Here is a 23604-nt window from a genome sequence, read left to right as displayed (position 1 = left end):
GTGCTAACGGTGCTGGTGCTGAGGGTGCTGAGGGTGCTGAGGGTGCTGAAGGTGCTTGCGCTGAAGGGGCCAGGGGTGCCGAAGGTGGCGGTGCCGAGGGAGAGGGGGGCGAAGATGCTGCCGGGACTGCGGACGGGGAGGAGGCAGCGCGGTCGGGTGCGGGGGAGGGGGCGGCGCCGGTGGCGCGTTGGTTGGCTCGTTGGGCTTCGAGAGATCGGAGCGCGCGCAGTTCGTGGCTCAGGGCCTCGAACCGGCGTTCGAGCTGCTTCGTGCGCGCGAACAGGATGATGACGGCGATCGGCACCCCCAGCGAGAGCGCCGCCACGATCGCCAGCACCAGCAGCGCGAGAAGGCCTTCGCCGATCACGCGACCGGCTCCTCGGCCCCGGCGGCGAGGTTGCGCACGGCGCGCAGGTCGACCTTACCGGTGCCGAGCGTCGGCACCTGCTCGACGAACCGCAGGTCGTCGCGTTTCGGGATCCAGAGGCGCGGCAGCTCCGTCCGGCAGAGCCCTTCCCACAGTTGCGCCGCGGTGACGAGCGGATCGGTGTAGAAGGCCACCAGCCGCTCGCCGCGGGTGTCGTCGGGCACGGAGGTCACGACGCAGGTGTGATTCGCGTCGATCAGCGCCTGCACCTGCTCTTCGACCTTCATATGCGGCACCATCTCGCCGCCAACCTTGCTGAAGCGCGACAGGCGGTCGGTGATCCGGATGAATCCGGCTTCGTCGATGCACCCGATGTCGCCCGTGACGTACCAGCCGTCCCGCAGCGCCTCGCCGCTCTGTGCCTCATCGTCGAGATACCCGGCCATGCGGTTCGGTCCGTTCAGGAGGAGGAGCCCCTCGGTGTCGATCAACGGTCCCTCGCCGGTCGACGGGTCGACGATTTTCGCGACGACACCCGGCAGCGGGTGCCCGACCGATCCGGCGAGCGAGCCGCGCTGCAGGCTGCCGGCGCCGGCGACGTCCGGTGCGTTGACGGCGACGACCGGCGACATCTCGGTGCAGCCATAGCCTTCGAGCAGCATGATCCCGAACTTCTCCTTGAACGCCGCGGCAATCGGCTCGCGAAGCCTTTCGGCGCCGACCAGCGCGTAGCGGACGTGCGCGAACTGGCCGCGCTCGCACTTGCGGATGTAGCCGCCGTAGAAGGTCGGCGTGCTGACGAGGATCGTACCCTTCCAGCGTTCGGCCAGCTCGCCGATGCTCTTGCCGTCCATCGGGTTGGGGTGGAACACCGCCCCGAATCCCGCCACCAGCGGCAGCCACATCGTGACGGTGAATCCGAACGAGTGGAAGAGCGGCAGCACGCCGACCATCACATCGTCGTCGCGCAGCTGGAACACCTGTGCGACCGCGTCGATGTTGGCCACGATGTTGGCGTGCGTCAGCATCACCCCCTTGGGCGTGCCGGTGCTGCCGCTCGAGAAGACGATCGTCGCCAGCGAGTCGGAGGTGCCCTCGCTCGCGTACAGCGCGGACAACGCCGACGAGGGCAGGAGCCTGGCGATGATCAGTTGACGCACTTTGTCGAGGCGCGTGAACGACGCCATTACGTCCTCGAGCATCACCATGCCGTCGAGCGGCGCGATGTCCGCCTTCTGCAGAAAACGGCGCGAGGTGAGGATGGTCTCGAGGCCGCACCGCCCGATCGCCGACTGCATCCCCTCGCGTCCGGCGGTGAAGTTGAGGTTCACCGCCGTTCTGCCGGCGAGCGTGACGCCGACGTTGGCCAGGACGCCGCCGACCGACGAAGGCAGCATTAGCCCGATGCGCGACTGTCCCGTCGCGTGGCGCCGGACCCAGCGCGAGAGCAGCAGCGAGGCGGTCAGCGCCCGGCCGAAGGTGAGCGGCGGGGTCGCCGCATCCGCCATGCAGAAGGCGCCCCAGCGCCGCTTCGCGACGGTGATGAACCGGCGCCCGAGTACCTCACGGCGGTCCCGCCGGAGCGCGGTAGCGGTGGCGCCGAGCGACATCAGCGCCAGCCGCACCTCGGTGGCCGGCGTCGACGCGGGCAGCGGCGCGCCGAAGGCCACCGTGACCGGGTAGGGGATGCGCGCCGGGACCTTCCAGAAGAACCGCCCTTCCTTGAAGCTGAAGATGCTACCCCAGACGCGATCGAGGTAGACCGGCACGATCGGCACGTCGAGGCCGTCGACGATGCGCTCGAGGCCGCGCTTGAAGGGCAGCAGGTTGCCGGTGCGGCTGATCGACCCCTCCGCGAAAATGCAGACCACATGACCCGCCGCGAGTTCGGCGCGCGCCGCCTCGATCGCCTTCAGCGCCTCGCGTCCCTCGCCGACCGGAATCGCATGGAGCATCCGGAGCAGCGGGTTGACCGCCCAGTGCTGGAAATACGGCTTGTAGACCAGGAAGCGTACGAACCGCTGCATGCAGGCGCCGACGAGCGCGCCGTCGATGTGCGAGAGATGGTTGCAGACGAGCAGGGCCGGGCCGCGCGCCGGCACGTGCTGCTGCCCTTCGATGCGGATGCGGTAGATCGTGTGCGTGACCAGCCAGAGAGAGAAGCGCACCAGGAATTGCGGGACGACGCTCAGCACGTAGACGCTCGCCGCCACGGTGAGGCAGGCGAACACCAGAATGATGCGATCGGCCCCGAGGTGCAGCCGATCGGTCGCCACCCACAGCGCGGCCTGTGCCAGGAGGATGCCGACGGTGTTCATGACGTTGTTGGTCGCCATGATCCGTCCCTTCTCCTCGTTGCCGCTTTTCTGCTGGAGCAGCGCGTTGAGCGGGACGGCGAACAGGCCGCCGAAGAAGCCGACCAGCGCGAGATTGAGCGCCGCGAAGGCGAACGAGTGCGAGAAGGAGAGGAAGATCCCGAACACGCCCATGCCGATCGAGCCAATCGGCGCGAGGCCGAGCTCGACCCGGTCGCCAGAGAGACGGCCGGCCGACAGGCTGCCGGCCGCGATACCGATGGCGGCGAAGGTCAGCAGGACGCCGACGTAGCGATCGGCGAGGTGCATGACTTCGGTGCCGAAGAGGATCATCACCGCCTGCAGCAGCGCGCCCATGAACCAGAAGTAGGAGATGCCGATGACGCATTGCCACAGCGCCGGCTCCCGCCGCAGGCGTTTCACTCCGATGACCACGTCGCGCACCGGATTGAGCGACAGGCGCCGGCCCGGCGTCGCCGGCGCCACCTGCGGAATGCGGAAGCTCAACGCCGTGCCGACGATCGCGACCACGACGACGATCACCCCGATGATCCACAGCCGATCCTTCCAGGCGTCGAACAGCACCGAGCCGAGCGCCGTGCCGATGACGATGGCGGCGAACGTGCTCATTTCGAGCACGCCGTTGGCGCGGGAGAGATCGCTGTCGGGAAGGACCTCCGGCAGGATGCCGTATTTCGCCGGGCTGAAAAACGTCGCCTGCACCGCGATGAGGAACAGGGTGACGTAGGTGAGCTGCAGGTGGCCGGTGGCGAACGCCACGAGCCCGAGCGCGGTGGCCAGGATCTCCAGCGACTTGGTGACGACCAGCACGGTTCGCTTGCTGTAGATGTCGGCCAGCTGTCCGGCATAGCCGGAGAAGAGCAGGAAGGGCAGGATGAAGATCGCGCCGACGATCGACAGCTGTCGTCCGGATGCCGCCTGGGTCGCGGCGTGGATCGCGACCATCGAGACGACGATCTTGAACAGGTTGTCGTTGAACGCCCCCAGGAACTGCGTCCACAGGAAAGGCTGCAGTCCGGGGCGGCGGAGCGTGTCGCGATAGCTGTGCGCGGTCATGCTGTCTCCTTGCCACCCACGATAGAGCAGCCGCGCGCGGCCGTCCTGAGCAAACCCTGAGAAATGCTGACCACGACCTGGCTATCCGAGCGCGCGCTCGGCTAGCCGGGCCAATATGGCCCGGATCGGCGGGGTTTCGGCGAGGTGGCGCAGCAGCGGCTGGACGGGAAGCTCCCACCCGGCGAATCCGGGTGGGGCTTCCTCGAGGACCTGGCCGAGGACGGCGGCCGCCTGCGCCTGATCCCCCTGGACCGCCAGCAGCGCGCCCGTCGCCAGGGCCGCCTCGATTGGCTTACTGGCCCGCATGTCGGCAATCGCGGTCTCGGCGCGCGCGAACGACGAGCCCGTCGTCATGGCCGCGCCGACGAGGGCGAGCGGATGCGCGGGGAAGATCGCAAGTGCCTCGCGGAACGCCTCGGCCGCAGCCGCGCCGCGGCCATCGCGAACGAGCGCGCCGCCGCGGCCGAGCCGCGCGTACATCGCGTACTCGCGCCCGTAGAGACGTTGGGGCTCGGCGAGCGCGAGCTCGCGGTCGAACTCCTCGAGGGCTTCGGTGACGTCTTCCTGGGCGAGCCGCACCAGTCCGAGCAGCCAGTGCAGGCCGAGCGCCGGATAGCGATCGCCGCGCGCGATCTGCCGATCCTGCACCGCCGTGCCGTGCTGCAGCACCCGTTCCGCTTCGGCGAGGTGGCCGCGCGCCACGTGCACCATGGCGGTCTGAAAGTACGAGAACGCGAAGTCAGGGTAGACGGCGAGCGTGGCGGCTCCTGCCCGCAGCCGCTCGTCTCCCCAGGTCGCATGGCCGAGCCTGAACAGATGGCGCCAGTTGCCGGGCTCGAGCGCCACCGCCCGGCGTGCGGCGCGGATCGCTTCTGGTGACTCCCACGAGCTGACCAGGATCATGGCGAGCGCGCCGTGGGCTTCCGCAAGATGCTCGTCGAGCTCGATGGCACGCCGCGCCTCCGCGGCCGCGCGCGCGAGACGCGGCCGCTCGGGATGGTTGTCGGTGCGCGTCGACTCGTAGAGCGCCAGCTCCGCCGACGCCAGCCCGGTGTGCGCCAGCGCGTATTTCGGATCGATCGCAATCGCCCGCTCGAAATCGGCGATCGCCGCCGGCAGCGCCTGGACGTCGAGCGTGTCGACCTTGAGCCACCCTTCGACGAGCGCGCGATAGGCGTCGAGGCTCGGGGTGTCACGATGACGCGGCGCGGCGTCGCCGGCGACGCCGAGCTCTCGCGCGAACAGGGCCGCGACCTGATCCTGCAGAGCGAAGATGTCAGACAGGCCGCCGTCCACCTTGGCGTCAGCGATTGCGTCGCCGCTCGGCACGTCGACGATCCGCGCGGTGACGCGAACCCGCTCGCCGTGGCGCTGAAAGCTGCCGACCACCACGAGACGCACGCGAAGCGCCAGGGCGATGTCCTGAAACGCCGCGTCGGGCCGGCGCGCCGCTTCCACCACCCGCCATCGATCGATCACCTTGAAGCGCCCTGACGCCGCGAGGTCCGCGCTGACCGTTTCAGCGATCCCCGCCGACAGCCACGCCGCATCGGCGTCGCCGCTCAGGTTGGTGAAATCGAGCACCGCGAGCGAGTCGTCGTCGATCGGCGCCGCGCCGCCGGTCGGCGCGGACGCCGGCTCGGGCAGCGGCGTCACCGGCGCCACGAAGCGGTAGCCGCGGCGGGCGACGGTCTTGATGTAGGTCGGCGCGGCCGGCTCGTCGCCGAGCGTGTCGCGCAGCTCGGAGACCGCCTGCGCGAGGGCGTTGTCGGTGACGTTGGCGTCGCGCCAGAGCGCGTCGAGCAGTTCTTCCTTGGTGACGAGCTCGCCGGCGTGGTCGAGGAGGAGCAGCAGCAGGTCGAGCAGCTTCGGCGTCAGATCGAGCTGCACGCCGCCGCGCATGACGCGGTAGCCGGATCGATCGACGAGGAAGGGCCCGAAGCGGTACGCGGCTACCACCGGCGTAGCTTACTGCGGGGGCTGGGCTCGCACGGCATCTGCAGGTTGTGGGTTCCGCGAATTGGCGTTCCGGCTGCGGGATTCTGCGTAAATGCCAGTTGCAATCGCCGGCGAGCGAGCGCCGCGAGTAAGCCACGCGACAGGAGCGCGCCGGCGCAGCGCGCGCGAGGGAACGTGTACGGGAGTCCGAGGGGCGACGCCCCTCGGATGAGACTAGATCGGGCGGCCGATCCGATCCTGGAGCCGTTCCCGGTAGCCTCGGCTGAGTGTCAGGCGCGTGCCGTTCTTCAGGAACACCACGTACTCGCCGTTGAACCAGGGCTGCAGTTCTCGGACCTGTTCGATGTTGACGATGTGGCAGCGGTGGATGCGGACGAACGTCTCGGGCGACAGCTTTCCCTCGACGTTGTTCATGGTCTCGCGGATCAGGTGCGAGTCGTTGCCGACGTGGAGCTTGACGTAGTTGCCGGCGGCTTCGATCCAGTCGATCTCGGAGGTGCGCACGAAGAAGATGCGGCCGCCCGACTTGACCACGAAGCGATCCGCCCGCGCCTTGGTGGGACGCAGATCGTTGACGATGGCGGCGAGCCGCCGTTCGATGTCGCCCTCTTTCTGCTTGTCGAGCTGCTGGTTGGCGCGCGTCAGCGCCTGCCGGAACCGTTCGCGATCGAACGGCTTGAGAAGGTAGTCGAGCGCGTGGACGTCGAAGGCACGGAGCGCGTAGCGATCGTAGGCGGTGACGAACACGACGAACGGCATCTTGTCGGCGCCGACCGCGTCGATGACGTCGAACCCGTCGCCGCCAGGCATCTGGACGTCGAGGAAGACCAGATCGGGGTTGAGCGTCGCGATCGCCTGTGCGGCCGCGGCGCCGTCGCCGGCCTCGCCGGCCACCTCGAAGCCCGAGTCTTCGCTCAGCAGGGAGCGGAGGCGCTCGCGCGCGAGCGGTTCGTCGTCGACGATCAGAACGCGGGTCGGGGCGGTGTGCATAGGCTTAGGCCACGCGGAAGGCGGCCGCGGCGCCACCGGACGCCGGCAGCCGCTGGAATGGGATTTCGATCAGCACCGAGAGTCCGCCGTCGCGATCGGAGAACTCCAGGCGATACAGCCGTCCGTAGAGGCAGTCGAGGCGGTCGCGGGTGTTGGCCAGGCCGACACCGGTGCGCAACGCGCGCAGCGTCCCGACCTGCAGGCCGCCGCCGTTGTCGTGCACCTGCATCCACAGGCGCTCGCCGTTGCGGCCGGCGCTGATGTGGACGTGATTGCCGCCATGCCGCCCGGCGATGCCGTGCTTGATCGCGTTCTCGACGAGCGGCTGCAGGATCATCCGCGGCACTTCGCCGTCGAGCGCGTCGGGATCGAGGCTCACGCTTGCTCTGAGACGATCCGGGAAGCGGATCTGTTCGATGTCGAGGTATTTCTGCAGGAACTCGATCTCCTCCTTCAGCGAGACGATCGGCTCGCCGCTGCGGTCGAACGTGATGCGGAGCAGATCGCTCAGGCGGCTGATCATCCGGTCGGCGGAGTCGGGATCACGGTGCACGAGCGTCGAGATCGCGTGCAGCGTGTTGAACAGGAAATGCGGGTGCAGCTCCGCCTCGAGTGTCTTCAGCCGCGCCTGCACGACCTGCATTTCGAGCTGCGTCGCGCGCAGCTTGCGCTGCTCCGACTCGCGGAAGAAGGCGATCGCGTGACTGGCGCCGACGATGACCGCGTAGACCATCAGGCTCCAGTCGAGCTGTTCGAAGATGATTCGCTGGAAGAACTCAGGCCAGGTCGCCCCCGGCCACTTGCCGGCGTTCTCCCAGAGCAGGAAACGCGTGCCGATCATGCCCGCGAAGCAGGCGAGCCCGAAGAGCAGCGCGCCGACCGCGTGCGCGAAGACCGCCCGCACCTTGTGACCGTTGACGAACGGAAACCGCCGCGCCCCCCATACCACGGCCGGCGTCAGCAGCGCCGGCACGTACCAGTAGGCCAGGTTCAGCGCCAGGAGCTTGCCGGGATGAATCGGCGTTCCAGGCTTGCTGTTGACGAGGGTGAGCCGCCACGCCTGAAGCCATGAGAAGACGCTCAGGGTCGTACAGAGGCCGAAAACCCAGCCCCAGGGAGGCGTCCACGTTTTCCGCATCCGAGCAGTATCCGCAGGGCGCGAAACGCTCGTCAACAGCGTAATTTCCGTCCCTGTCCTGATGCCGTTCGTCACGCTCGACGGCATGTTCATCACAGGTCAGCCGCCACCACGATGAGCGTCGCGTCGTCCTGCAGACGTCCGCCGGTGAACGTCGCCACGGCGTCGACCAGCCGTGCCTGCAGCGCCGGCGCGGAACAGGCGCGATGCCGGACGGCGGAGTCCAGCAGTCGGGGTTCACCGAACTCGTCGTCGGCCGCATTGCGCGCTTCCGTCAGGCCGTCGGTGAAGAAGACGAGGCGATCGCCCGGCGCCAGGAGCACCTGCGCCTGCTCGTAGTCGGCATCCGGAATGACACCGAGCACAGGGCCGCCGCTGTCGAAGCGCTCGACCGCGCCATCGGCGCGGATCAGCGCGGGCAGGTAGTGTCCGGCGTTGCAGTAGGTGAGGACGCCGTGGACCGCGTCGAGAACGCAGTAGAAGAAGCTGATGAAGCGTCCTTCGGCGATGTTGCCGCAGAGCACCCGGTTGACCTGCCGACAGAGCGCCTGCGGCTCGACTGTCTCCGACGCGAAGGCGCGCACCGCCGCCTGCAGGTTCGACATCAGCAGCGCCGCCGGCACGCCTTTGCCGACGACGTCGGCGATCGAGAGGGCGATCAGGTTGTCGCCGAAGCGGATCACGTCGAAGCAGTCGCCGCCGACGCCCGACGCGGGTTGCCAGCTGGCCGCGATTTCCCACCCGTCGATCTGCGGGATCTGCTGCGGCAGCAGCCGCCGCTGAATCGCGAGCGCCTCGGCGAGGTCGCGGCGCTCCGCCGCGTCGGTCAGACGCCGCGCCCGGCCGGCGGCGATCTCCTGCCGCAGCGTCGCCAGCAGCTGCTGGTTGTCCCACGGTTTCTGCACGAAGTCGCGCACGCCCCGGCGCATCGCTTCGACCGCGAGGTCGACGCTTCCCCAGCCGGTCATCACGACCACCGGCAGCAACCGATCGATTTCCTGCACGCGCGCGAGCAGGTCGATGCCTTCGCGCCCGGAGGTCGTGTCTCCCGTGTAGTTGAGATCCATCAGCACGAGATCGAACGGGCGCGCCTGCAACGCCGCGAGCGCCGCGTCGGGCGACGTCACCGCGTGGAACTCGATGCCCTGCCCTTTGAGCAGGAGCTGGAGCGCGTCGAGCAGATCGGGCTGATCGTCGGCGATCAGAATCCGCGGCGCGCCGGCGTCCACGACGGAGGCGATCATGTTGGAGCCCGCATTTTCCAAAGCGCGTGCCATCGGTGTGTTTGACGGATGAAACCGTAGAAACGTGCACTGCCCACTCGAATGGGCCGCCACGCTGTCCGCTTCCGCACAGTCCCGTCCCGGAAGCGAAGCGATCTGGCCCGTCCTGCCGCCGTGACGTCCCTGCAACGGCCCGTTCCTAGTAAGAGACGATGACGCGGGCTTTGCGGTTTGAAGTGATGGGGGCAGCTGTTCGAGATCCGCCCGGACGACCAACCACTTATGTCCTGATCGGCGCGCTGCTGACGGCGACCGCCGCGATGGCGACGTGGCGTCCGGCTCGGCGTGCGGCCGCGGTCGATCCGGTCGCTGCGCTTCGCGCCAACTGAACGTCGCCCGATCCCGTACGCGGCTGCCGTGGCAGATTCCTTGCCTGCCGGTGATCGAGCCGATGACCGCCCCGCAGGGCTGTGAGCCTAAAGGCCGGGCGGGGTAGCGGCCGATAAGTACTTCAATGCTCTGGTTTTTCGAACGCGACACCGCCAAGCTGCTGTACGAGATCCGCCGCCAGGTCGATGGTGACGATTTCGAACTCGTGCTGACATTTCCGGACGGCCGTCAGGAGATCGAGAAGTATCAGGATCCGCACGCGCTCATCGAGCGATCGCAGCGGCTGCAGGAGAATCTGCGGTTGCAGGGTTGGGTGCCTCCCGAGGCGGCCATCCCGCGCGCTGCCGCGCCGCGGATGCGCTACGCAGCCGGACAGACCCGCCAACCATTCCCCGTCGCGCCCGGTGTTCAGTGTGCCACGCGGATGCGCGTGGTGAGCGCCGGCGAGCCCGTGGGCTCGAACCACGTGCGACCCTCGGCGACCATGTCGAACTTGACGACATAGTCGCCGGGATCTGCGGGTGCCGCGAACGTAACGTGGACGATCACGGTGTCGCCAGGCGGCACCGCCCGCGGCAAGGGCACCCGCTGCGAGTCGCGGTCGATGAGCCGCGCCCCCGCATCGAGGAGCTGGAGACCCAGCTGGATTCCGCCAAGGCTGTTGCCGGATCGCCATGCGTCGCGACCCGTGTTCGTCACCGCCACGGTGAGCGGGACGCGGGCGGATGGTCGCAATGCCTCCGGCAGGCCGCGTGCGTCGATCGAGGCGCGATACGGCGCCGAGCTCGAAGACTGGCGGCGGCGCTTCGTGGCCATGATGAACGGATGCGACCGCACCGGCATCTGGAGCAGACGCACGAGCCGCATCGCGAACGCCTCTTCGAACAGCGGTCCTCGCTTGCCCGCCCCCGCGAGTTCCAGGAGCGCGCGCCCGAGCTTCTGGGCCGCGCGCATCGGGCGTTTCACGAGCGGCAACCGCATCCACGCGCGCCAGTCGTCGTCGGTCAACCTGAACTCGGGAATCACATAACTGATCGGACAGACGTACGCGTCGGCGAAGCCCGCGGCGCGACACATCTGGATGGTTGGTTCGATATGCACTTCCTGCTCGAGCACGCCGAAGTCGCTGGTCGCGGCGACCGACCACGGTTCCGTGGCGTGGCCGACGCCCGGCTCCGAGAACACGACCACGCCGTCTTCGTTCAGCACGCGGAACACTTCCCGTATGGCGGCGCCCATGTCAGGCACGTGGTGGAGGGCGCTCACGCAGATGGCTTTGGTGAAACTTCCGTCGATGAAAGGCAGGCGCTCGAGATCGCCGACGGTTGCGGGCAGCCCCCCGTTCGATCCGCGTTCGCGCGAGATGCGCAGCATGTCGAACGAGATGTCGACAGGAAAGGACCGCCGGCTCATGCGCGACAGCAGATCCGAGCACCAGCCGCCGCCCGCGCCCAGATCGAGGATTCGATCGTCGGCCGTCGGCCTCAGGAGGCGAAGGGCGACGACGAAGTCGTTGAGGATGTCGAGGCCTTCCTCGAACTGGTCGGTCCCCGGCGGCGAGAACGGCTTTGCACGCTCCCAGGCGCCGCCGCCGCTGCGGCGAAGGTAGTCTTTCTCTGCGGCCTTCGAATCACCCGCGTCTGACATGCGACAAGGGTAATACCACAGGGCCGAACGCGGACGCGGTCCGGCGCGTGGCCGTCGTGGTTATCGCGGGGGTGTCCGTCGCGCGGAGCCCTTGCGCAGGCGGATCGACCCGCCGAACGTTTCCAGCGTCACATCAGCGCTGCCGTTGCCCAGAGCCGTCGTCACGCGGCGGCCGCGCTGCAGATCCGACCGGGTGACCCCTTCGAGCGGCAGTTCGGTGCTGAAGCTTCCCTGGTAGGTGCGGATGGTGAAGGTCGCATTCACGGCGTCGGGCAGCCCCAGCAGCAGGTCGCCGTTGTGGGTGCCGAAACCGTAGTGGCCGCCGTCCTGGATCCGCCCCTCGTAGACGATGGTGCCGTTGACGGTCGAGGCGTCGACGCTCTTCGAGTCGATCCCGGTCATGGTGATCGTCCCGTTGACCGAATCGGCGCTGATCTCGCCGGTCGTGTCGGTGATCACGATCTTCTCGTTGACCGAGCTGACGACCACTTTGCCGCGCGTGCCCTCGACGTGCACTTCGCCCTCGACCGACTTGGCGGTGACGAGGCCCGAGCCCCCCTTGATGGTGACGTCGCCCCGGACGGTATTGGCGAACACCTCGCCCTGCATGCCGTCGACGGTGACGAAATCATAGGTGCCCTCGACGCGCACCGCCATCCACACCGGAGCGGTGATCTCGTAGTCGACCGATCCCTGCGGGCCCATCGTGGCCGACGCCGAGATGGCCAGGCCGGCGCTGGTCGGGCGGATGTCGACCCGCGTGCGCCCCTGATGGCGCGCGACGACGTGCACGCTGTCCTTGTTCCACGAGTGGATGATCACGTCGCCGGCGAAGTTGTTGACGAGCAGCCGCGCGCCGTGCTGCACCGGCACCATTTCGTCGGTCTGCGGAGGCCCGCTCCGCGGCGTCGCCCCCTGGGCCAGGACCAGCGCCAGCGCCAGTGTCGGAATCAGCATCGGGTGCTCACCATCAACTCCTGCCCTCGACGAGCGCCACGCTGCGGCGGAGCAGCGCCAGCTTGCGTTGGCGCGCCTCGGCCAGGTGGCTGTGCAGGTACACGTTTGCCGGATCGGTGGCGAGCGCGCGGCGGGACTGCTCGATCGCCTTGTCGATCGCATCGAGATTCACTTCGAGGATCTTGATCGTGCCGGGATCGAGCTGCGCCCGTCCGGCGGCCAGCGCCTGCTCGAGATCGGCCACCGCCTCGTCGTAGCGCGGATCGGCGAGTGCGACCGGCAACACGACCGGATCCGGATCGCTCGTGGCGGCGACCGGCGGCAGGTCGGTGACCCGTCCGCCGTGCTGCAGGACCCACACCCCGCCGCCTGACATCACCATCAGCGCCAGCCCCGCGGCCACGAGCTGCGGCAGGGTGAAAGAGACGCGCCGCCGGAGGCGCGCGGCGGCCGGCGCGAGAGGCTGGACTGCCGCCGTGACCCGACCGAGACGCGGCGCGATGCCCGGCCAGAGGTCGCCCGCCGGCGGGCGCGCCGACAGGCTGGCGGCGCGGGCGACGACCTCCCGCAACTCGGCGATGGTCGCCGCGCACGCCGCGCAGGATGCGAGATGACGGTCGAGGTCGGCCCGCACGGCCGGCTCGAGGTCGTCATCGACGTACTCCGACAGACGGTCGGTCCACGGATCGATCATTTCAGGTGCTTCCGCAGCATCATCCGGGCGCGGTGCAGCTGCGCCTTCGACGTGCCGGCCGAGATCTCCAGCAAGGTGGCAATTTCGTGGTGCTTGTAGCCCTCGACGTCGTGCAGCACGAAAATCTCGCGCGCGCCGTCGGGAAGCCGCTCGAGAGCCGTTTCGAAATCCATTCCCAGGTCGGGGCGCGCCCGCGGACTGGCCATGCGGTCGAAGACCGCCTCTCCGTCCACCAGGCGGGCGCGGCGTGCCTGATCGGTGCGAAACCGCTCGATCACGACGTTCACGGCGAGGCGGTGCAGCCAGGTCGAGAACGACGAGTCGCCTCGGAACGTCCCCAGCTTCTGCCAGACGCGCACGAACACGTCCTGCGTCAGCTCGTCGGCATCCCGGCCGGCGGTCATTCGCCGCACGAGGCTGTGCACCCGCGGCAGATGCAGCCGGTACAGCGCCTCGAACGCACCTGCGTCGCCCGCCGCGGCCCGCGCCACGTCGGAGAACCGCTCAGCCGAGACGGCCGCTCGAGCGGAGGATATGGGCGCCAGTGCCTCCAAGCTCCATCCTTACACCAGCTTGGATGGGGAGGCCGGGGAAAAGGTTGGAAGGGCGGCCCGGCGACCGTCCTATCGAAGTACCCCGTAGGGATCGATCGCTGTGCCTTCCCACCAGTGTTTGGCGGCGGTCAGGCGGAAGATCGCAAAATGCAGGTGGGGTGTGTCCTTCGGGGCATTTCCCGACGTACCGACGTAGCCGATGATCTGCCCACGCCGGACGAGGGCCCCTTCCGCGAGTCCGTCGGCGTAGTGTTCCAGGTGGGCGTAGTAGTAGGCATACTCCCGGGACGGATCGAACTGGTAGATGGTGGTGCCGCCGGCCTTGCTGAGAAACAGTTTGGCGATGGTGCCGTCCTCGACGGCAATCACCGGCGTGTTGCGCGGCGCCAGGATGTCGAGCGCTTCGTGCTCGCGCCCGCCCGAACGCGCGTCGTGAAATGTATGAGTGAGCTGGGCCGCGCCGACGCCCTGCACCGGAATCGTCAGCTTGCGGGCCGTGAGGTCCTTTGTGTCGTCCGATTCGGGAGCCACATCCTGCGCGCGCCCGCTCGTCGGCGCCGGCGCGCTGGCAGCGGCGCCCGGCGGTTCGTCGACCGCTCGGGCGATGCGGCTCTCCGCCTCCGGCGGAACAGCGGCCAGCGCGTTGGCGTGGGACAGTGACCCGACGAGGAATGCGCCGAGGACGAAGCCGAGCAGCGCGGCTGCGAGCAAATACCGAACGTCGGGACGGGGCCCCTGCGGCATCGCGTTACTCCGCGAACACGACCCGCGTGCCAGGCCGCACGAGCGCCGACAGCTTGAGCGCGTCCCAGTTCGTCAATCGCACGCAGCCGTGCGATGTCGTCTTGCCGATCCGCGAGGGCTCCGGCGTTCCGTGCAGCCCGTAGTGCGGGTGGGAGATGTCGATCCAGACGACGCCCACGGGGTTGTTGGGCCCGGCCGGAATGGTCGCTTTCGTGTCCGCCGTGTTCGCGTCCCAGAAGAGCGCCGGGTTGTAGTGGAACGTCGGGTTGTGCTGCACGCCGTTGACCTGCCAGGTTCCGATCGGGAGCGGATCGTGCTCGCTGCCGGTCGTGACCGGCGCGTACATCAGCACGTTGCCCGCCTTGTCGGTCGCCAGCAGGTCGGAGCTGCTCTTGCGCACGGTGACGGTCGTCGCCATCGGGCTGGACGGATCGTTCTTGCGCCCCGCCGCCGCCATGCCCTGCTCGACATTGGGGACCGTGATGGTCTCGCCAGCGTCGAATGTGGCCTCGGGATTCAGACGTCTCAGCAGCGCCGGACTCGCGTGGAACCGTTCGCCGAGCATCTCGACGAGGTTGGTGTAGTCGAGCGAGGTCAATTTCGCCATCGCCATGAGATCCGGCGGGATCGACTGGGTGAACGGCCCGGCCGCGTCCTCGGACGTGATGGTGTAGTCGGTCAAGGCGTCCTGCGGCAGCGCCGTGGGATCGCCGCCATGGCTCGCGAACGCCGCGAGCGCGCGGTCCGAATTCGATCCGTGCCGCGCGTCGATCTCGCCAGGCGAATAGCCGGCGCGGTCGAGCATCACCTGCGTCGCCAGCATCGGCTTGTCGATTGGAGGCGCTTTCGGCGCTTCCTTTCGCACCGCATGCTGCGTCTTCCGCACGGGCCGGTGCTGCGCGGCCGCCGGCTGCGCGAGCAGCAGCTGGCCAACCGCCGCACCGGAGACCAGGAGCCCTCGCATGACTGACGACGTCGATGGGTGTTTCACATGACCTCCGGCATCGCGACGGGAATGCCGCGACGATCGCTTCCGGCGCGGCGCTCCGCCGCGAGCGCGCTGGCCGGCCCGACTTCGATGAGCCGGAAGGGACGTTCGGGAAACCGCTCACGCATCAGCGATGCCGAGACGTTGTAAACCGGCACGTTGGTGCGCGTCCGCCCCTCGGGTGCCCCATGGTGCGCGTGTCCATGGATGACGGCGCTGATCGGATAGCGCGTGATCGGCTCCTCGAGACGGCTGCAGCCGAGGAACGGATAGATCTCGAGAGGCTCCCCCTCGACCGTCGCCTGGACCGGCGCGTAATGGAGCAGCGTGATGAGGTGCTCGCCGCGCAGCCGCGCGAGCGCGGTCTCGAGCTTCAGCGCCTCGTCGAGTGCCTCATGGACGAATTTCTTGATGATCGGTTCACCCCACGGGCCGAGCGCCCGACGGCCGAAGCCGCCGCAGAACCCCTTCACGCCGGCGAAACCTATTCCCAGGATCTCCGTCGTGTCGCCGTCGAGGGTCGTGACACCGGCGTCCTTGAGGATCGCGACGATCTCGCTCTGCTGGTTCGACTCGACGTCGTGGTTACCGAGGACGGCGACCATCGGAATGCGGACCGCGGCCAGTTCTCTGGCGAAGCCGCGGGCTTCCTCGGCGAGGCCGTAGTCGGTCAGGTCGCCGGCGAGCGCCAGGATGTCGGCCGAGTCGGCGATCTGCGCGAACAGCGGCTGCAGCGATCCTGCCGGGGTAGCGCGACCGTAATGCAGATCACCAATCGCCGCGATGCGGACGAGGTCCTTCGACGGCATGCTCCAGCTTCATGGAGCAAATCGGGTGCCGGGGTTCCTAGCGACCCAAGTTCAGCTGTTCGTCGAGCGCGGCGATCGCCCGTCGGAGCATCTCTTTGTGCGCCGGCGCGGTGGCGCCTGCGAGATCTGCGGTGGCGCGGGATCGCGCGAGCTCGAGGCCGCGGCGCCGCTCGAGCCGTGCCCGTTCCTCGGGGGTGAGCGCGGCGTTCACCGTCTTCCGGCGCGCCGCCTCCTCCTGCTGAAACTCGACCATCTTCGATTCGAACCCTCGAGCCATAGGCCTTCTATAATAAAAGGTCGATGCCCTTTCGCCGTCGAGGACTGTTTTGGCTGTTGGTCGCCGGCCTGGCAGCGGGCTGCAGTCGTGCGCCGAGCACGCCCGTGTCCGGCGTGAGTGCGGCGGCGGCCCCGGCCGAGTCGGCCGCGTCCCCGTCTCTGACGAACCGGCCCAGGATCGTCGTCTTGGGCGACAGTCTGACGGCGGGCCTCGGGCTGGCGCCCTCCCAGGCCTATCCCGCCCTCCTGCAGGACACGCTGAATGCGGCGGGCGACAACTGGGAGGTGGTCAACGCCGGCGTCTCCGGCGACACCTCCGCGGCCGGACTCGAGCGCACCGACTGGGCGCTCGATCAAGGGAACGTGCGCATTCTGGTGCTCGAGCTCGGCGCGAACGACGGCCTGCGCGGGCTGCCGCCCGATGCGATGAAGAAGAACCTCGCCGCGATCATCGAGCGGGCACAGCACAAGCGGATCGCGGTGCTGCTGGCCGGCATGGAAGCGCCGCCGAACTTCGGTCCTGACTACACCGTCTCTTTCCGGCAGGTGTATCGCGATCTCGCCCGGGAGTACAAGGTTCCACTGCTGCCGTTCCTGCTCGACAAGGTCGCGGGCGTCCCCGGGCTGAATCAGGGGGACGGCATCCATCCCAACGTGGAAGGGGCGCGGATCGTCGCCGACAACGTGTGGCGCGCGCTTAGGCCGCTCGTCGAAGGGAAGGGGTCGGCCGTGGCGTCTCCGCAATGATCGAGCTGCATGGTGTCTCCAAGACTGTTCCGAGCGGCGACGCGATGCTCACGATCCTGCACCCGCTGGACCTGCAGATCGCGTCGGGCACCGTTGCGGCGATCGTCGGCCCGTCAGGCAGCGGCAAGTCGACGCTGCTGGGGCTGCTGGCCGGCCTCGACGCGCCGACGAGCGGGCGCGTGGTCATCGACGGCCACGACATCACCGCCATGTCGGAGGACGACCTGGCGCGGTTCCGCGGCACCCGCATCGGGTTCGTCTTCCAGTTCTTCCATCTGCTGCCCTCGCTGACCGCCTACGAGAACGCGCGCGTGCCGCTCGAGATCGCCGGCGCCGCCGATGCCGGCGCGCGCGCCGACGCGCTGCTCTCCGAGGTCGGGCTGGGGCCGCGGCGCCATCACTATCCCTCGCAGTTGTCGGGCGGCGAACAGCAGCGCGTGGCGATCGCGCGGGCGCTGGCCAACGATCCGGCGATCCTGCTCGCCGACGAGCCGACCGGCAACCTCGATTCGGGCACCGGACACCAGGTGATCGACCTGCTGCTCGAGGTCAACCGTCGGCGCGGCACGACCGTCGTCCTCGTCACCCACGACGCCGAACTGGCGCAGCGCGCCGCAATCACGATCACGCTGCGCGACGGCCGGGTGGTCTGATATGCGATTCGTCGTCCTGATGGCGCTGCGCGAGGTGCGGGCATCGTGGCGCCGGCTGCTGTTCTTCTTCCTCTGCGTCGCGATCGGCGTCGGTGCGATCGTGCTGCTGCGCTCGATCATCCAGAACGTGCGGACCGAGCTGGTGCGCGAGTCGCGCACGCTCATCTCGGCCGACGTCGTCGTCGCGACCAACCGACCGTGGACGCCCGAGCTGCGCGCCGATCTCGAGAGTCGATTCGCCGCGGCGCCGATCGCTGCGCGCCAGGAAACGATCGAGCTGGCCAGCATGGTGCGTCCGGCGGGGGAGAGCGGTTCGGCGGTCGCGCGGATGGTGGAGCTGCGCGGCGTGCAGCAGGGCTTCCCGTTCTATGGCACCGTCGTCCTGCAGGGGGGCGTCCCGTTCTCGCACGACCTGCTCGTCGATCGCGGGGCGCTGGTCCGGCCGGAGCTGCTGGCGCAGCTCGGGCTGCAGGTGGGCGACCGGATCGTCATCGGCGGGCAGGCGTTCACGATCCGCGGCGTGATCGTCGAAGAGCCCGGCCGGCGGGTCGGATCCTTCAGCCTCGGCTCGCGCGTCCTCGTCGACTACGACGATCTGCAGCGGACCGGACTGCTCTCGTTCGGGAGCCGCGCCAGCTACAAGATCCTGCTCCGGATGCCTGAGGCGGGCGTCGACGCGCTGACCAAGCGGATCCGCGCAGACTTCCGGACGCGGTTCGTGACCGTCACGTCGTTCCGCGCGACGGAAGATCAGATTGGCGACGATCTGAACCGCGCCGAGAACTACCTGAGCCTGGTCGGCTTCGTCATTCTGGTGCTGGGCGGCATCGGCGTGTGGAGCGTGACCCGCGTGTTCGTGCGCCAGAAGATCCGGAGTGTCGCCATTCTCAAGTGCGTCGGCGCGACGACCCGGCAGGTACTGGCGGCGTATGTGCTGCAGGTCGTGTTCCTCGGCCTGGCGGGGAGCGCGATGGGCGTGGCTCTGGCGCGCCTCGGGATCGCCGCGATTCCGGCCCGCGTCGCCGCGGCGCTCGGTGCCTCCGCCTATCGCCTGACGGCGTCGGCGTCGGCGCAGGGGGTCGCGGTCGGGCTGCTGGTCTCGCTGCTGTTCTCGCTGGTCCCGCTCCTCGAAGTACGCCGCGTCAAGCCGCTGCTGCTCATCCGCGGCGCAGCGGCCGGCGGAGAGGCGGGAGTGCGCTGGTGGACGCCGGCCGGCCTGCGCGCCTGGGCGGCGGCGCTCGATCGGGTGCAGGCCGCCGCGGCGGTGCTCGTCGTGGCCGCGCTCGTCGCGGTCGCGTCGTGGCAGGCGGCGTCGCTGCGCGTCGGCCTCTATGTCTGCGGCGGTTTCGCCGGGATTGCGTTCGTCCTGCACCTGGTGTCGACCGGGGTCGTCGGCCTGGTGCGGCCGATCGCGCGGGCGCGGTGGTTTCCGCTGCGGCACGCGGTGCTCAGCCTCGGGCGGCCTGGCAACCAGACGCGGGTGATCCTGCTGGCGGTCGGGATCGGCAGCTTCTTCGTGATCGGCGTCCGGTCGCTGCAGGCCAACTTGCTGCAGCAGTTCACGCTCGAGCTCGGGTCGAGCGGCGCCGACATGTTCCTGATCGAGATTCTGCCCTCGCAGGTCGGCGGCGTCCGCGCGTTCCTGGACGGACACCAGGCGTCCGGCGCGGCGGCGCCGCGGCTCATCCCGGTGCTGCGCGCGCGGGTCACCGGCGTGCACGGCGGTACGACCGCGCTCGACACCTACGAAGACGTCCGGCGCCAGGGGCCGTTGTCCCGCGAGTTCACGATCACCTACCGCGATCATCTCGAGGCCAACGAGAAGATTGTCGACGGCGCCTTCTGGAGCACGCCGACGCCGGCGGGCGGCATGGCGGAGGTGTCGATCGAGCGCGGCCTGCACGATCGCGCGCGGGTCGAGGTCGGCGACATGATGCGGTTCGACGTCCTGGGGCGGGTCCTCGACGCGCGGGTCACCAGCGTGCGCTCGGTGGAGTGGGAGGACGCGCGCAGCGGCGGGTTCATGTTCGTGTTCCGGCCCGGGCCGCTCGACAAGGCGCCGCAGACCTACATCGCCATCCTGCAGGCGCCGCCCGACCCGGCGGCGCGCGGCCGCTTCCAGCGCGATCTCGTGGAGGCGTTCCCCAACGTCTCGGCGATCGACGTGCGCGAGATCCTGGCGACCGTGCAGCAGGCGGTGGCCAACGTCACGCTGGCCGTCTCGATCGTCGGCGCCGTCGCGCTGGTCAGCGGCATCCTCATCCTGGCCGGGGCTGTCGCGATGACCAAGTTCCAGCGCGTCTACGAAGCCGCCATCCTGAGGACCCTCGGCGCCAGCACGCGCACGCTCGCCGCGATGCTGGCGCTCGAGTACGGCGGCCTCGGCCTGCTCGCCGGGCTAGTGGGCGCCGGCGGCGCGATGGCGCTCACCTGGGGCGTCTCGCGCCACGTCTTCGACATCCCGTGGCACCCGGCGCCCGGCCTGGCCGCGCTGGGCGCGGTCGTCACGACGGTCCTGGTCGGGGTGGTCGGGGTCGCGTCGAGCTACGACGCGCTGCGGAAAAAGCCGCTGGGTACGCTGCGCGCCGAATAGTTCGCGCCCGGCCACGTCGGCCGAGGGTGCTAAGGGTGCTAAGGGCGCCAAGGGTGCTAAGGGTGCTGGTGCGAAGGGTGCTAGAGGTGCGGAGGGTGCAGGGGGCGGAGGGTGCGAGCTTCGCACTCAGCACCCTTCGCACGGAGCACCCTTCGCACCAGCACCCTTCGCACCAGCACCCTTCGCACCAGCACCCTTCGCACTCTTGGCACCAGCACCTTTAGCACCCTTGGCGCCCCTAGCACCCTTGGCACCGACAGCATCGACTCCAAGTGATACTATGGAAGTTTAGTCAGGCCTTCCCGCGGAGAATCAGGGAATGGATACGTCGAGCTACAAGGAAGCGCTGCTCAAGAAGCGCGGTGAGATCCTCTCCCAGGGCGGTGGCGTCAAGCCGATCCAGACGACCATGGGGGACGTGAATTCGCGGCAGGGCGATCTGGCCGATCAGGCCAGTGGCAACAACGAAGTACACATCCAGCTCAAATTGAAGCAGACCGATGCCAAGATTCTCCAGGCGATCGAAGAGGCGCTCTGGCGGATCGAGAAGGGCACCTACGGCATCTGTCGCGACTGCGGCGAAGAAATCGCCGCGCCGCGCCTGAACGCCATCCCGTGGACCCGCGTCTGCATCACCTGCAAGGAAAAACAGAGCGCGTGAAACCTTCAGAACTGATCGAACTGCTCCGCGACTGCTTCCGCGACAAGGCCGTGCTGCTGCAGCGGCACATCGCCGCCGCCCGCGTGGTCGGCGACTACGACTTCAACAACACGTACCAGTACGTGATCAACCGCGAGGAGATCCAGCTGCAGTGGCTGCGCGACGCGATTGAAGATCGTGGCGCGAAGGCCGAGGAAGCGGCGGAGGTCCGGGTCAAGGCGCCCGGGACGAGCAAGGGCGCCACGCTGGCGTTCTTCACCGAGGAAGCCGCCGCCGTGCAGGCGTTCATCGACAAATGGACGCCGCGCGTCGAGCATGTCACCAACGCCCGCAACCGCTCGCTGCTTCACGTCATCCTCGGCGAGACGAGCGAGGCGAAGCGCTTCTTCGATCAGATGGCGGCCGGGCGCACCGATCTACTCGGGCGCAGCGCCGACGGCGCGAGAACCAGCGGTGTGGTGCTGCCGACGCGCTGGGTGGGCGACACGCGCTGATCGCGGCCGGCTGACGCTGCCTGGTGCACGCGTGATCGTGGTCGCGTTCGGCTCCAATCGCGGCGACCGACGGCAACAGATCCTCGAGGCGGCCGATCAGGTCGCCTCTTTTCTTTCCGGCTTCCGTCTCTCGCCCCTCATCGAGACCGCCCCGGTCGGGCCGGGCACGGAGGGGCAGCCGCCGTATCTCAACGCCGTCGGCGTGGGGGAGTCGGAGCTGCCTCCGGCTGCACTCCTGGCGCGCCTGCAGGCGATCGAGGAAGCCGCCGGGCGGACGAGGCCGTATCCAAACGCGCCGCGCACGCTGGATCTGGATCTAATCCTTTACGGTAATGAAATTCTGGAGACCAACGGCCTGCAGGTTCCGCATCCACGATTCCGCGAACGGAGATTCGTGCTCGAGCCCTTGCTGACGCTGGCCCCGGATCTGCGCGATCCGCTGACCGGACTGACCGTGAGCGAGCTGCGGGCGCAGCTGGAAACCTAGCTCCAGACGACTTTGGTCATGGCTGCCTTGCGGGGAACAGCGCACTATACACAAAAAAAGGCCGGGGCGTTCGCCCCGGCCCGGACCATCCGATGATCCCTATCCCGCCGATGTCTTACGTGCTCTTCTTGTAGGTCTGTTTGACGGGGCCATTCGGGCCCTGGCGCTCGATGCTGAGCTTGCCGCTGTCGAGCGACCACGTCTGCACCTGGTCACCATTGTCGGTCTTGGTGGTGATCACGAGCTTGCTGCCGTCCCACTTCGCGGTCGCCTTCATCATCGCGCCACCGCGCCCGGCGACTTCGAACTCCGAGCCGTCGGTCTTGTAGACGGTCGTCGTCGCGCCGTTGCGGCCCTGGCGTTCGACAGAGATGTCGGCCGCCGTCTGCTTCACGGTCATCGGGCCACCGCCCATACCGCGGCCACCACCACCGCCGCCGGCCGGCGCCGCCGCCGCCGGATCGACGTCTGGGGTCCACACGCCGGAGAAGTCCGGCTTCTGCGCGTAGCCGGCCACCGCCAACGCGACGACGAGGGCCGCCGCCAATCCGAGTTTCCGCCTCATGCTCTATCTCCTTCTGATTACGAGTAATGACTCACACGTGCTATTGAAAGCGTGCGTTACTCGAAGCGCAGCGCCTCAATCGGGTCCAGGCTCGCGGCCTTGCGAGCCGGGTAGAAGCCGAAGAACACGCCCGTCAGGGCGGAGAAGCCGAACGACAACGCGATCGCATCCGGCGAGATATCAGCCGGCCACTGCATGAACTTCTGCACTGCCGCGCTCAAGCCGAAGCCCATGCCGATGCCGATCATCCCGCCGATCAGGCTGATGACCACCGCTTCGACGAGGAACTGCAGCAGCACGTCCTTGCCGCGGGCGCCGATCGCCATGCGCAGCCCGATCTCGCGGGTCCGCTCGGTGACCGACACCAGCATGATGTTCATGATGCCGATGCCGCCGACGAGCAGCGAGACGCCGGCGATGCTGGCGAGCAGCGTCGTCATCGTCTTGGTGGTCTCGGTCTGGACGCTCGCCATTTCCTCGAGCGTGCGGACCATGAAGTCGTCGTCAGCCGGGTTGCTGATCTTGTGGCGGACCCGGAGCACGCCGCGGATCGCCTCGGCCGTCTCCTGGATCTGATCGCCTCTTTCCGCCGACACCGTCACGTTGTTGATGTTGGTCTGCCCCTGCAGCTTCTTCATGACGGTGGTGTAGGGGACGAAGATGGTGTCGTCCTGGTCCTGTCCCTGCGACGACTGGCCCTTGCTGATCATCACGCCGATGATCTTGAACGGCTCGTTCTTGATGCGGATGATCTGGCCGGTCGGGTCGACGTCGTCGCCGAAGAGCACGCCGGAGACGACCGTGCCGAGGACCGCCACCTTGGCGGCGCTCTGCACGTCCTGCGGCGTGAAGAACGAGCCGAACTTGCACGGCCAGCTGCGGATCTGCGGGAGATCGATGTCGGTTCCCTGGACCTGGGTGGACCAGTTCTGGTTGCCGGCGATGATCTGGGAGCGCGTCGTCGCGCCGGCCGCCGCATACTCGACGCCGGGGATCTGCTTGATCGCGTTGGCGTCCTCGGGCGTGAGCTTGGTCGAGTTGCCCTGGCCCATGCGGACGCCGCCGGTGGAGAAGTTGCCGGCGTTGACCAGAATCATGTTGGTGCCGGCCGACTTGACCCGCTCCTCGATCGTCGTCCGCGCGCCGGTGCCGAGCGCCACCATGGTGATGACGGCGCCGACGCCGATGATCATGCCGAGCATCGTCAGGACGGTGCGCAGCTTGTTGCGGTTGAGCGCCTTCAGCGCGATCCGCAGAGTCATGAGAATCGACATGT

Annotated in this window: 23 protein-coding genes; 7 read left to right on the top strand and 16 right to left on the bottom strand. The window is 68.5% G+C overall.

Translation table 11 applies throughout. The annotated features are described in order from the left end of the window. Positions 1-363: 363 nt before the first annotated feature. From VGI12_10345 to VGI12_10325, 5 genes are all read right to left on the bottom strand, one after another. Complete coding sequence (locus tag VGI12_10345) at positions 364-3759, bottom strand: acyl-[ACP]--phospholipid O-acyltransferase (protein ID HEY2433061.1); 3396 nt, start codon at positions 3757-3759, stop codon at positions 364-366. 81 nt (positions 3760-3840) lie between these two features. Beyond that, positions 3841-5718 carry a winged helix-turn-helix domain-containing protein gene (locus tag VGI12_10340; protein HEY2433060.1) on the bottom strand — a complete coding sequence of 626 codons (1878 nt, stop codon included), beginning with the start codon at positions 5716-5718 and terminating at the stop codon, positions 3841-3843. 213 nt (positions 5719-5931) lie between these two features. After that, positions 5932-6708: a LytTR family DNA-binding domain-containing protein gene (locus tag VGI12_10335; GenBank protein ID HEY2433059.1), complete on the bottom strand. Its 777-nt coding sequence runs from the start codon at positions 6706-6708 to the stop codon at positions 5932-5934. A gap of 4 nt (positions 6709-6712) precedes the next feature. After that, positions 6713-7846 carry a histidine kinase gene (locus VGI12_10330; protein ID HEY2433058.1) on the bottom strand — a complete coding sequence of 378 codons (1134 nt, stop codon included), beginning with the start codon at positions 7844-7846 and terminating at the stop codon, positions 6713-6715. A 92-nt stretch (positions 7847-7938) separates the two neighbouring features. After that, on the bottom strand, positions 7939-9090 hold the full coding sequence (locus VGI12_10325) for a SpoIIE family protein phosphatase (GenBank protein ID HEY2433057.1): 1152 nt from the start codon (positions 9088-9090) through the stop codon (positions 7939-7941). Positions 9091-9281: 191 nt separating this feature from the next. On the opposite strand from VGI12_10325, the gene VGI12_10320 reads away from it, so the two are divergent. Further along, the gene (locus VGI12_10320) at positions 9282-9458 is read left to right on the top strand and encodes a hypothetical protein (protein ID HEY2433056.1); all 177 of its coding nucleotides are present in this window, start codon (positions 9282-9284) and stop codon (positions 9456-9458) included. A 122-nt stretch (positions 9459-9580) separates the two neighbouring features. On the opposite strand, the gene VGI12_10315 is transcribed toward VGI12_10320, so the two are convergent. The 9 genes from VGI12_10315 to VGI12_10275 all read right to left on the bottom strand — a co-directional run bounded on the left by VGI12_10315 (position 9581) and on the right by VGI12_10275 (position 16129). Then, entirely contained in the window at positions 9581-9718 is a 138-nt protein-coding gene (locus tag VGI12_10315; protein HEY2433055.1) for a hypothetical protein, read from the bottom strand. A gap of 149 nt (positions 9719-9867) precedes the next feature. Then, a complete protein-coding gene (locus VGI12_10310) occupies positions 9868-11106 on the bottom strand; it encodes a methyltransferase domain-containing protein (protein HEY2433054.1) in 1239 nt (412 codons plus the stop codon). A 60-nt stretch (positions 11107-11166) separates the two neighbouring features. Then, positions 11167-12063 (bottom strand): hypothetical protein, encoded by an 897-nt coding sequence (locus VGI12_10305; protein ID HEY2433053.1) that lies wholly within the window; start codon positions 12061-12063, stop codon positions 11167-11169. Between the two features lie 13 nt (positions 12064-12076). After that, positions 12077-12757: a zf-HC2 domain-containing protein gene (locus VGI12_10300; protein ID HEY2433052.1), complete on the bottom strand. Its 681-nt coding sequence runs from the start codon at positions 12755-12757 to the stop codon at positions 12077-12079. After that, on the bottom strand, positions 12754-13311 hold the full coding sequence (locus VGI12_10295) for an RNA polymerase sigma factor (GenBank protein ID HEY2433051.1): 558 nt from the start codon (positions 13309-13311) through the stop codon (positions 12754-12756). The genes VGI12_10300 and VGI12_10295 overlap by 4 nt, the downstream gene beginning before the upstream one ends. 69 nt (positions 13312-13380) lie before the next feature. Then, positions 13381-14055, bottom strand: a complete 675-nt coding sequence (locus tag VGI12_10290; protein ID HEY2433050.1) for a M23 family metallopeptidase — start codon at positions 14053-14055, stop codon at positions 13381-13383. 4 nt (positions 14056-14059) lie between these two features. Next, complete coding sequence (locus VGI12_10285) at positions 14060-15019, bottom strand: L,D-transpeptidase (protein ID HEY2433049.1); 960 nt, start codon at positions 15017-15019, stop codon at positions 14060-14062. Between the two features lie 23 nt (positions 15020-15042). Then, a complete protein-coding gene (locus VGI12_10280; GenBank protein HEY2433048.1) occupies positions 15043-15852 on the bottom strand; it encodes a metallophosphoesterase in 810 nt (269 codons plus the stop codon). A 37-nt stretch (positions 15853-15889) separates the two neighbouring features. Beyond that, positions 15890-16129, bottom strand: coding sequence for a hypothetical protein (locus VGI12_10275; GenBank protein ID HEY2433047.1), 240 nt, complete (start codon positions 16127-16129; stop codon positions 15890-15892). A gap of 185 nt (positions 16130-16314) precedes the next feature. Between VGI12_10275 and VGI12_10270 the strand changes: the two genes are divergently transcribed. The 6 genes from VGI12_10270 (at position 16315) to folK (ending at position 21763) form a co-directional block, all read left to right on the top strand. Next, positions 16315-16875, top strand: coding sequence for an arylesterase (locus VGI12_10270; GenBank protein ID HEY2433046.1), 561 nt, complete (start codon positions 16315-16317; stop codon positions 16873-16875). Next, positions 16872-17528: an ABC transporter ATP-binding protein gene (locus VGI12_10265; GenBank protein HEY2433045.1), complete on the top strand. Its 657-nt coding sequence runs from the start codon at positions 16872-16874 to the stop codon at positions 17526-17528. Before VGI12_10270 ends, VGI12_10265 begins: the two co-directional genes overlap by 4 nt. 1 nt (position 17529) lies before the next feature. Next, on the top strand, positions 17530-20121 hold the full coding sequence (locus tag VGI12_10260; protein ID HEY2433044.1) for an FtsX-like permease family protein: 2592 nt from the start codon (positions 17530-17532) through the stop codon (positions 20119-20121). 319 nt (positions 20122-20440) lie between these two features. Continuing rightward, on the top strand, positions 20441-20782 hold the full coding sequence (locus VGI12_10255) for a TraR/DksA family transcriptional regulator (GenBank protein HEY2433043.1): 342 nt from the start codon (positions 20441-20443) through the stop codon (positions 20780-20782). Continuing rightward, complete coding sequence (locus VGI12_10250) at positions 20779-21276, top strand: hypothetical protein (protein HEY2433042.1); 498 nt, start codon at positions 20779-20781, stop codon at positions 21274-21276. The genes VGI12_10255 and VGI12_10250 overlap by 4 nt, the downstream gene beginning before the upstream one ends. Before the next feature lie 31 nt (positions 21277-21307). Beyond that, positions 21308-21763 carry a 2-amino-4-hydroxy-6-hydroxymethyldihydropteridine diphosphokinase gene (folK, locus tag VGI12_10245; protein ID HEY2433041.1) on the top strand — a complete coding sequence of 152 codons (456 nt, stop codon included), beginning with the start codon at positions 21308-21310 and terminating at the stop codon, positions 21761-21763. A gap of 115 nt (positions 21764-21878) precedes the next feature. On the opposite strand, the gene VGI12_10240 is transcribed toward folK, so the two are convergent. Together VGI12_10240 and VGI12_10235 are read right to left on the bottom strand one after the other, a co-directional pair. Beyond that, positions 21879-22328, bottom strand: a complete 450-nt coding sequence (locus VGI12_10240; GenBank protein ID HEY2433040.1) for a hypothetical protein — start codon at positions 22326-22328, stop codon at positions 21879-21881. Positions 22329-22384: 56 nt separating this feature from the next. Further along, entirely contained in the window at positions 22385-23602 is a 1218-nt protein-coding gene (locus VGI12_10235; protein HEY2433039.1) for an ABC transporter permease, read from the bottom strand. Positions 23603-23604: the final 2 nt, after the last annotated feature.

The sequence above is a fragment of the Vicinamibacterales bacterium genome (assembly GCA_036496585.1).
Classification (GTDB): domain Bacteria; phylum Acidobacteriota; class Vicinamibacteria; order Vicinamibacterales; family 2-12-FULL-66-21; genus JAICSD01.
This window is presented reverse-complemented; position numbering and strand designations above follow the sequence as displayed.

Bases quoted from the DNA above. Each gene is read 5' to 3' on its own strand.
- VGI12_10345 (HEY2433061.1), bottom strand. From the start codon at position 3,759: ATGACCGCGCACAGCTATCGCGACACGCTCCGCCGCCCCGGACTGCAG.
- VGI12_10335 (HEY2433059.1), bottom strand. From the start codon at position 6,708: ATGCACACCGCCCCGACCCGCGTTCTGATCGTCGACGACGAACCGCTC.
- VGI12_10330 (HEY2433058.1), bottom strand. From the start codon at position 7,846: ATGCGGAAAACGTGGACGCCTCCCTGGGGCTGGGTTTTCGGCCTCTGT.
- VGI12_10325 (HEY2433057.1), bottom strand. From the start codon at position 9,090: ATGATCGCCTCCGTCGTGGACGCCGGCGCGCCGCGGATTCTGATCGCC.
- VGI12_10320 (HEY2433056.1), top strand. From the start codon at position 9,282: ATGACGCGGGCTTTGCGGTTTGAAGTGATGGGGGCAGCTGTTCGAGAT.
- VGI12_10310 (HEY2433054.1), bottom strand. From the start codon at position 11,106: ATGTCAGACGCGGGTGATTCGAAGGCCGCAGAGAAAGACTACCTTCGC.
- VGI12_10305 (HEY2433053.1), bottom strand. From the start codon at position 12,063: ATGCTGATTCCGACACTGGCGCTGGCGCTGGTCCTGGCCCAGGGGGCG.
- VGI12_10300 (HEY2433052.1), bottom strand. From the start codon at position 12,757: ATGATCGATCCGTGGACCGACCGTCTGTCGGAGTACGTCGATGACGAC.
- VGI12_10290 (HEY2433050.1), bottom strand. From the start codon at position 14,055: ATGCCGCAGGGGCCCCGTCCCGACGTTCGGTATTTGCTCGCAGCCGCG.
- VGI12_10285 (HEY2433049.1), bottom strand. From the start codon at position 15,019: ATGCGAGGGCTCCTGGTCTCCGGTGCGGCGGTTGGCCAGCTGCTGCTC.
- VGI12_10280 (HEY2433048.1), bottom strand. From the start codon at position 15,852: ATGCCGTCGAAGGACCTCGTCCGCATCGCGGCGATTGGTGATCTGCAT.
- VGI12_10275 (HEY2433047.1), bottom strand. From the start codon at position 16,129: ATGGCTCGAGGGTTCGAATCGAAGATGGTCGAGTTTCAGCAGGAGGAG.
- VGI12_10265 (HEY2433045.1), top strand. From the start codon at position 16,872: ATGATCGAGCTGCATGGTGTCTCCAAGACTGTTCCGAGCGGCGACGCG.
- VGI12_10260 (HEY2433044.1), top strand. From the start codon at position 17,530: ATGCGATTCGTCGTCCTGATGGCGCTGCGCGAGGTGCGGGCATCGTGG.
- VGI12_10255 (HEY2433043.1), top strand. From the start codon at position 20,441: ATGGATACGTCGAGCTACAAGGAAGCGCTGCTCAAGAAGCGCGGTGAG.
- VGI12_10240 (HEY2433040.1), bottom strand. From the start codon at position 22,328: ATGAGGCGGAAACTCGGATTGGCGGCGGCCCTCGTCGTCGCGTTGGCG.
- VGI12_10235 (HEY2433039.1), bottom strand. From the start codon at position 23,602: ATGTCGATTCTCATGACTCTGCGGATCGCGCTGAAGGCGCTCAACCGC.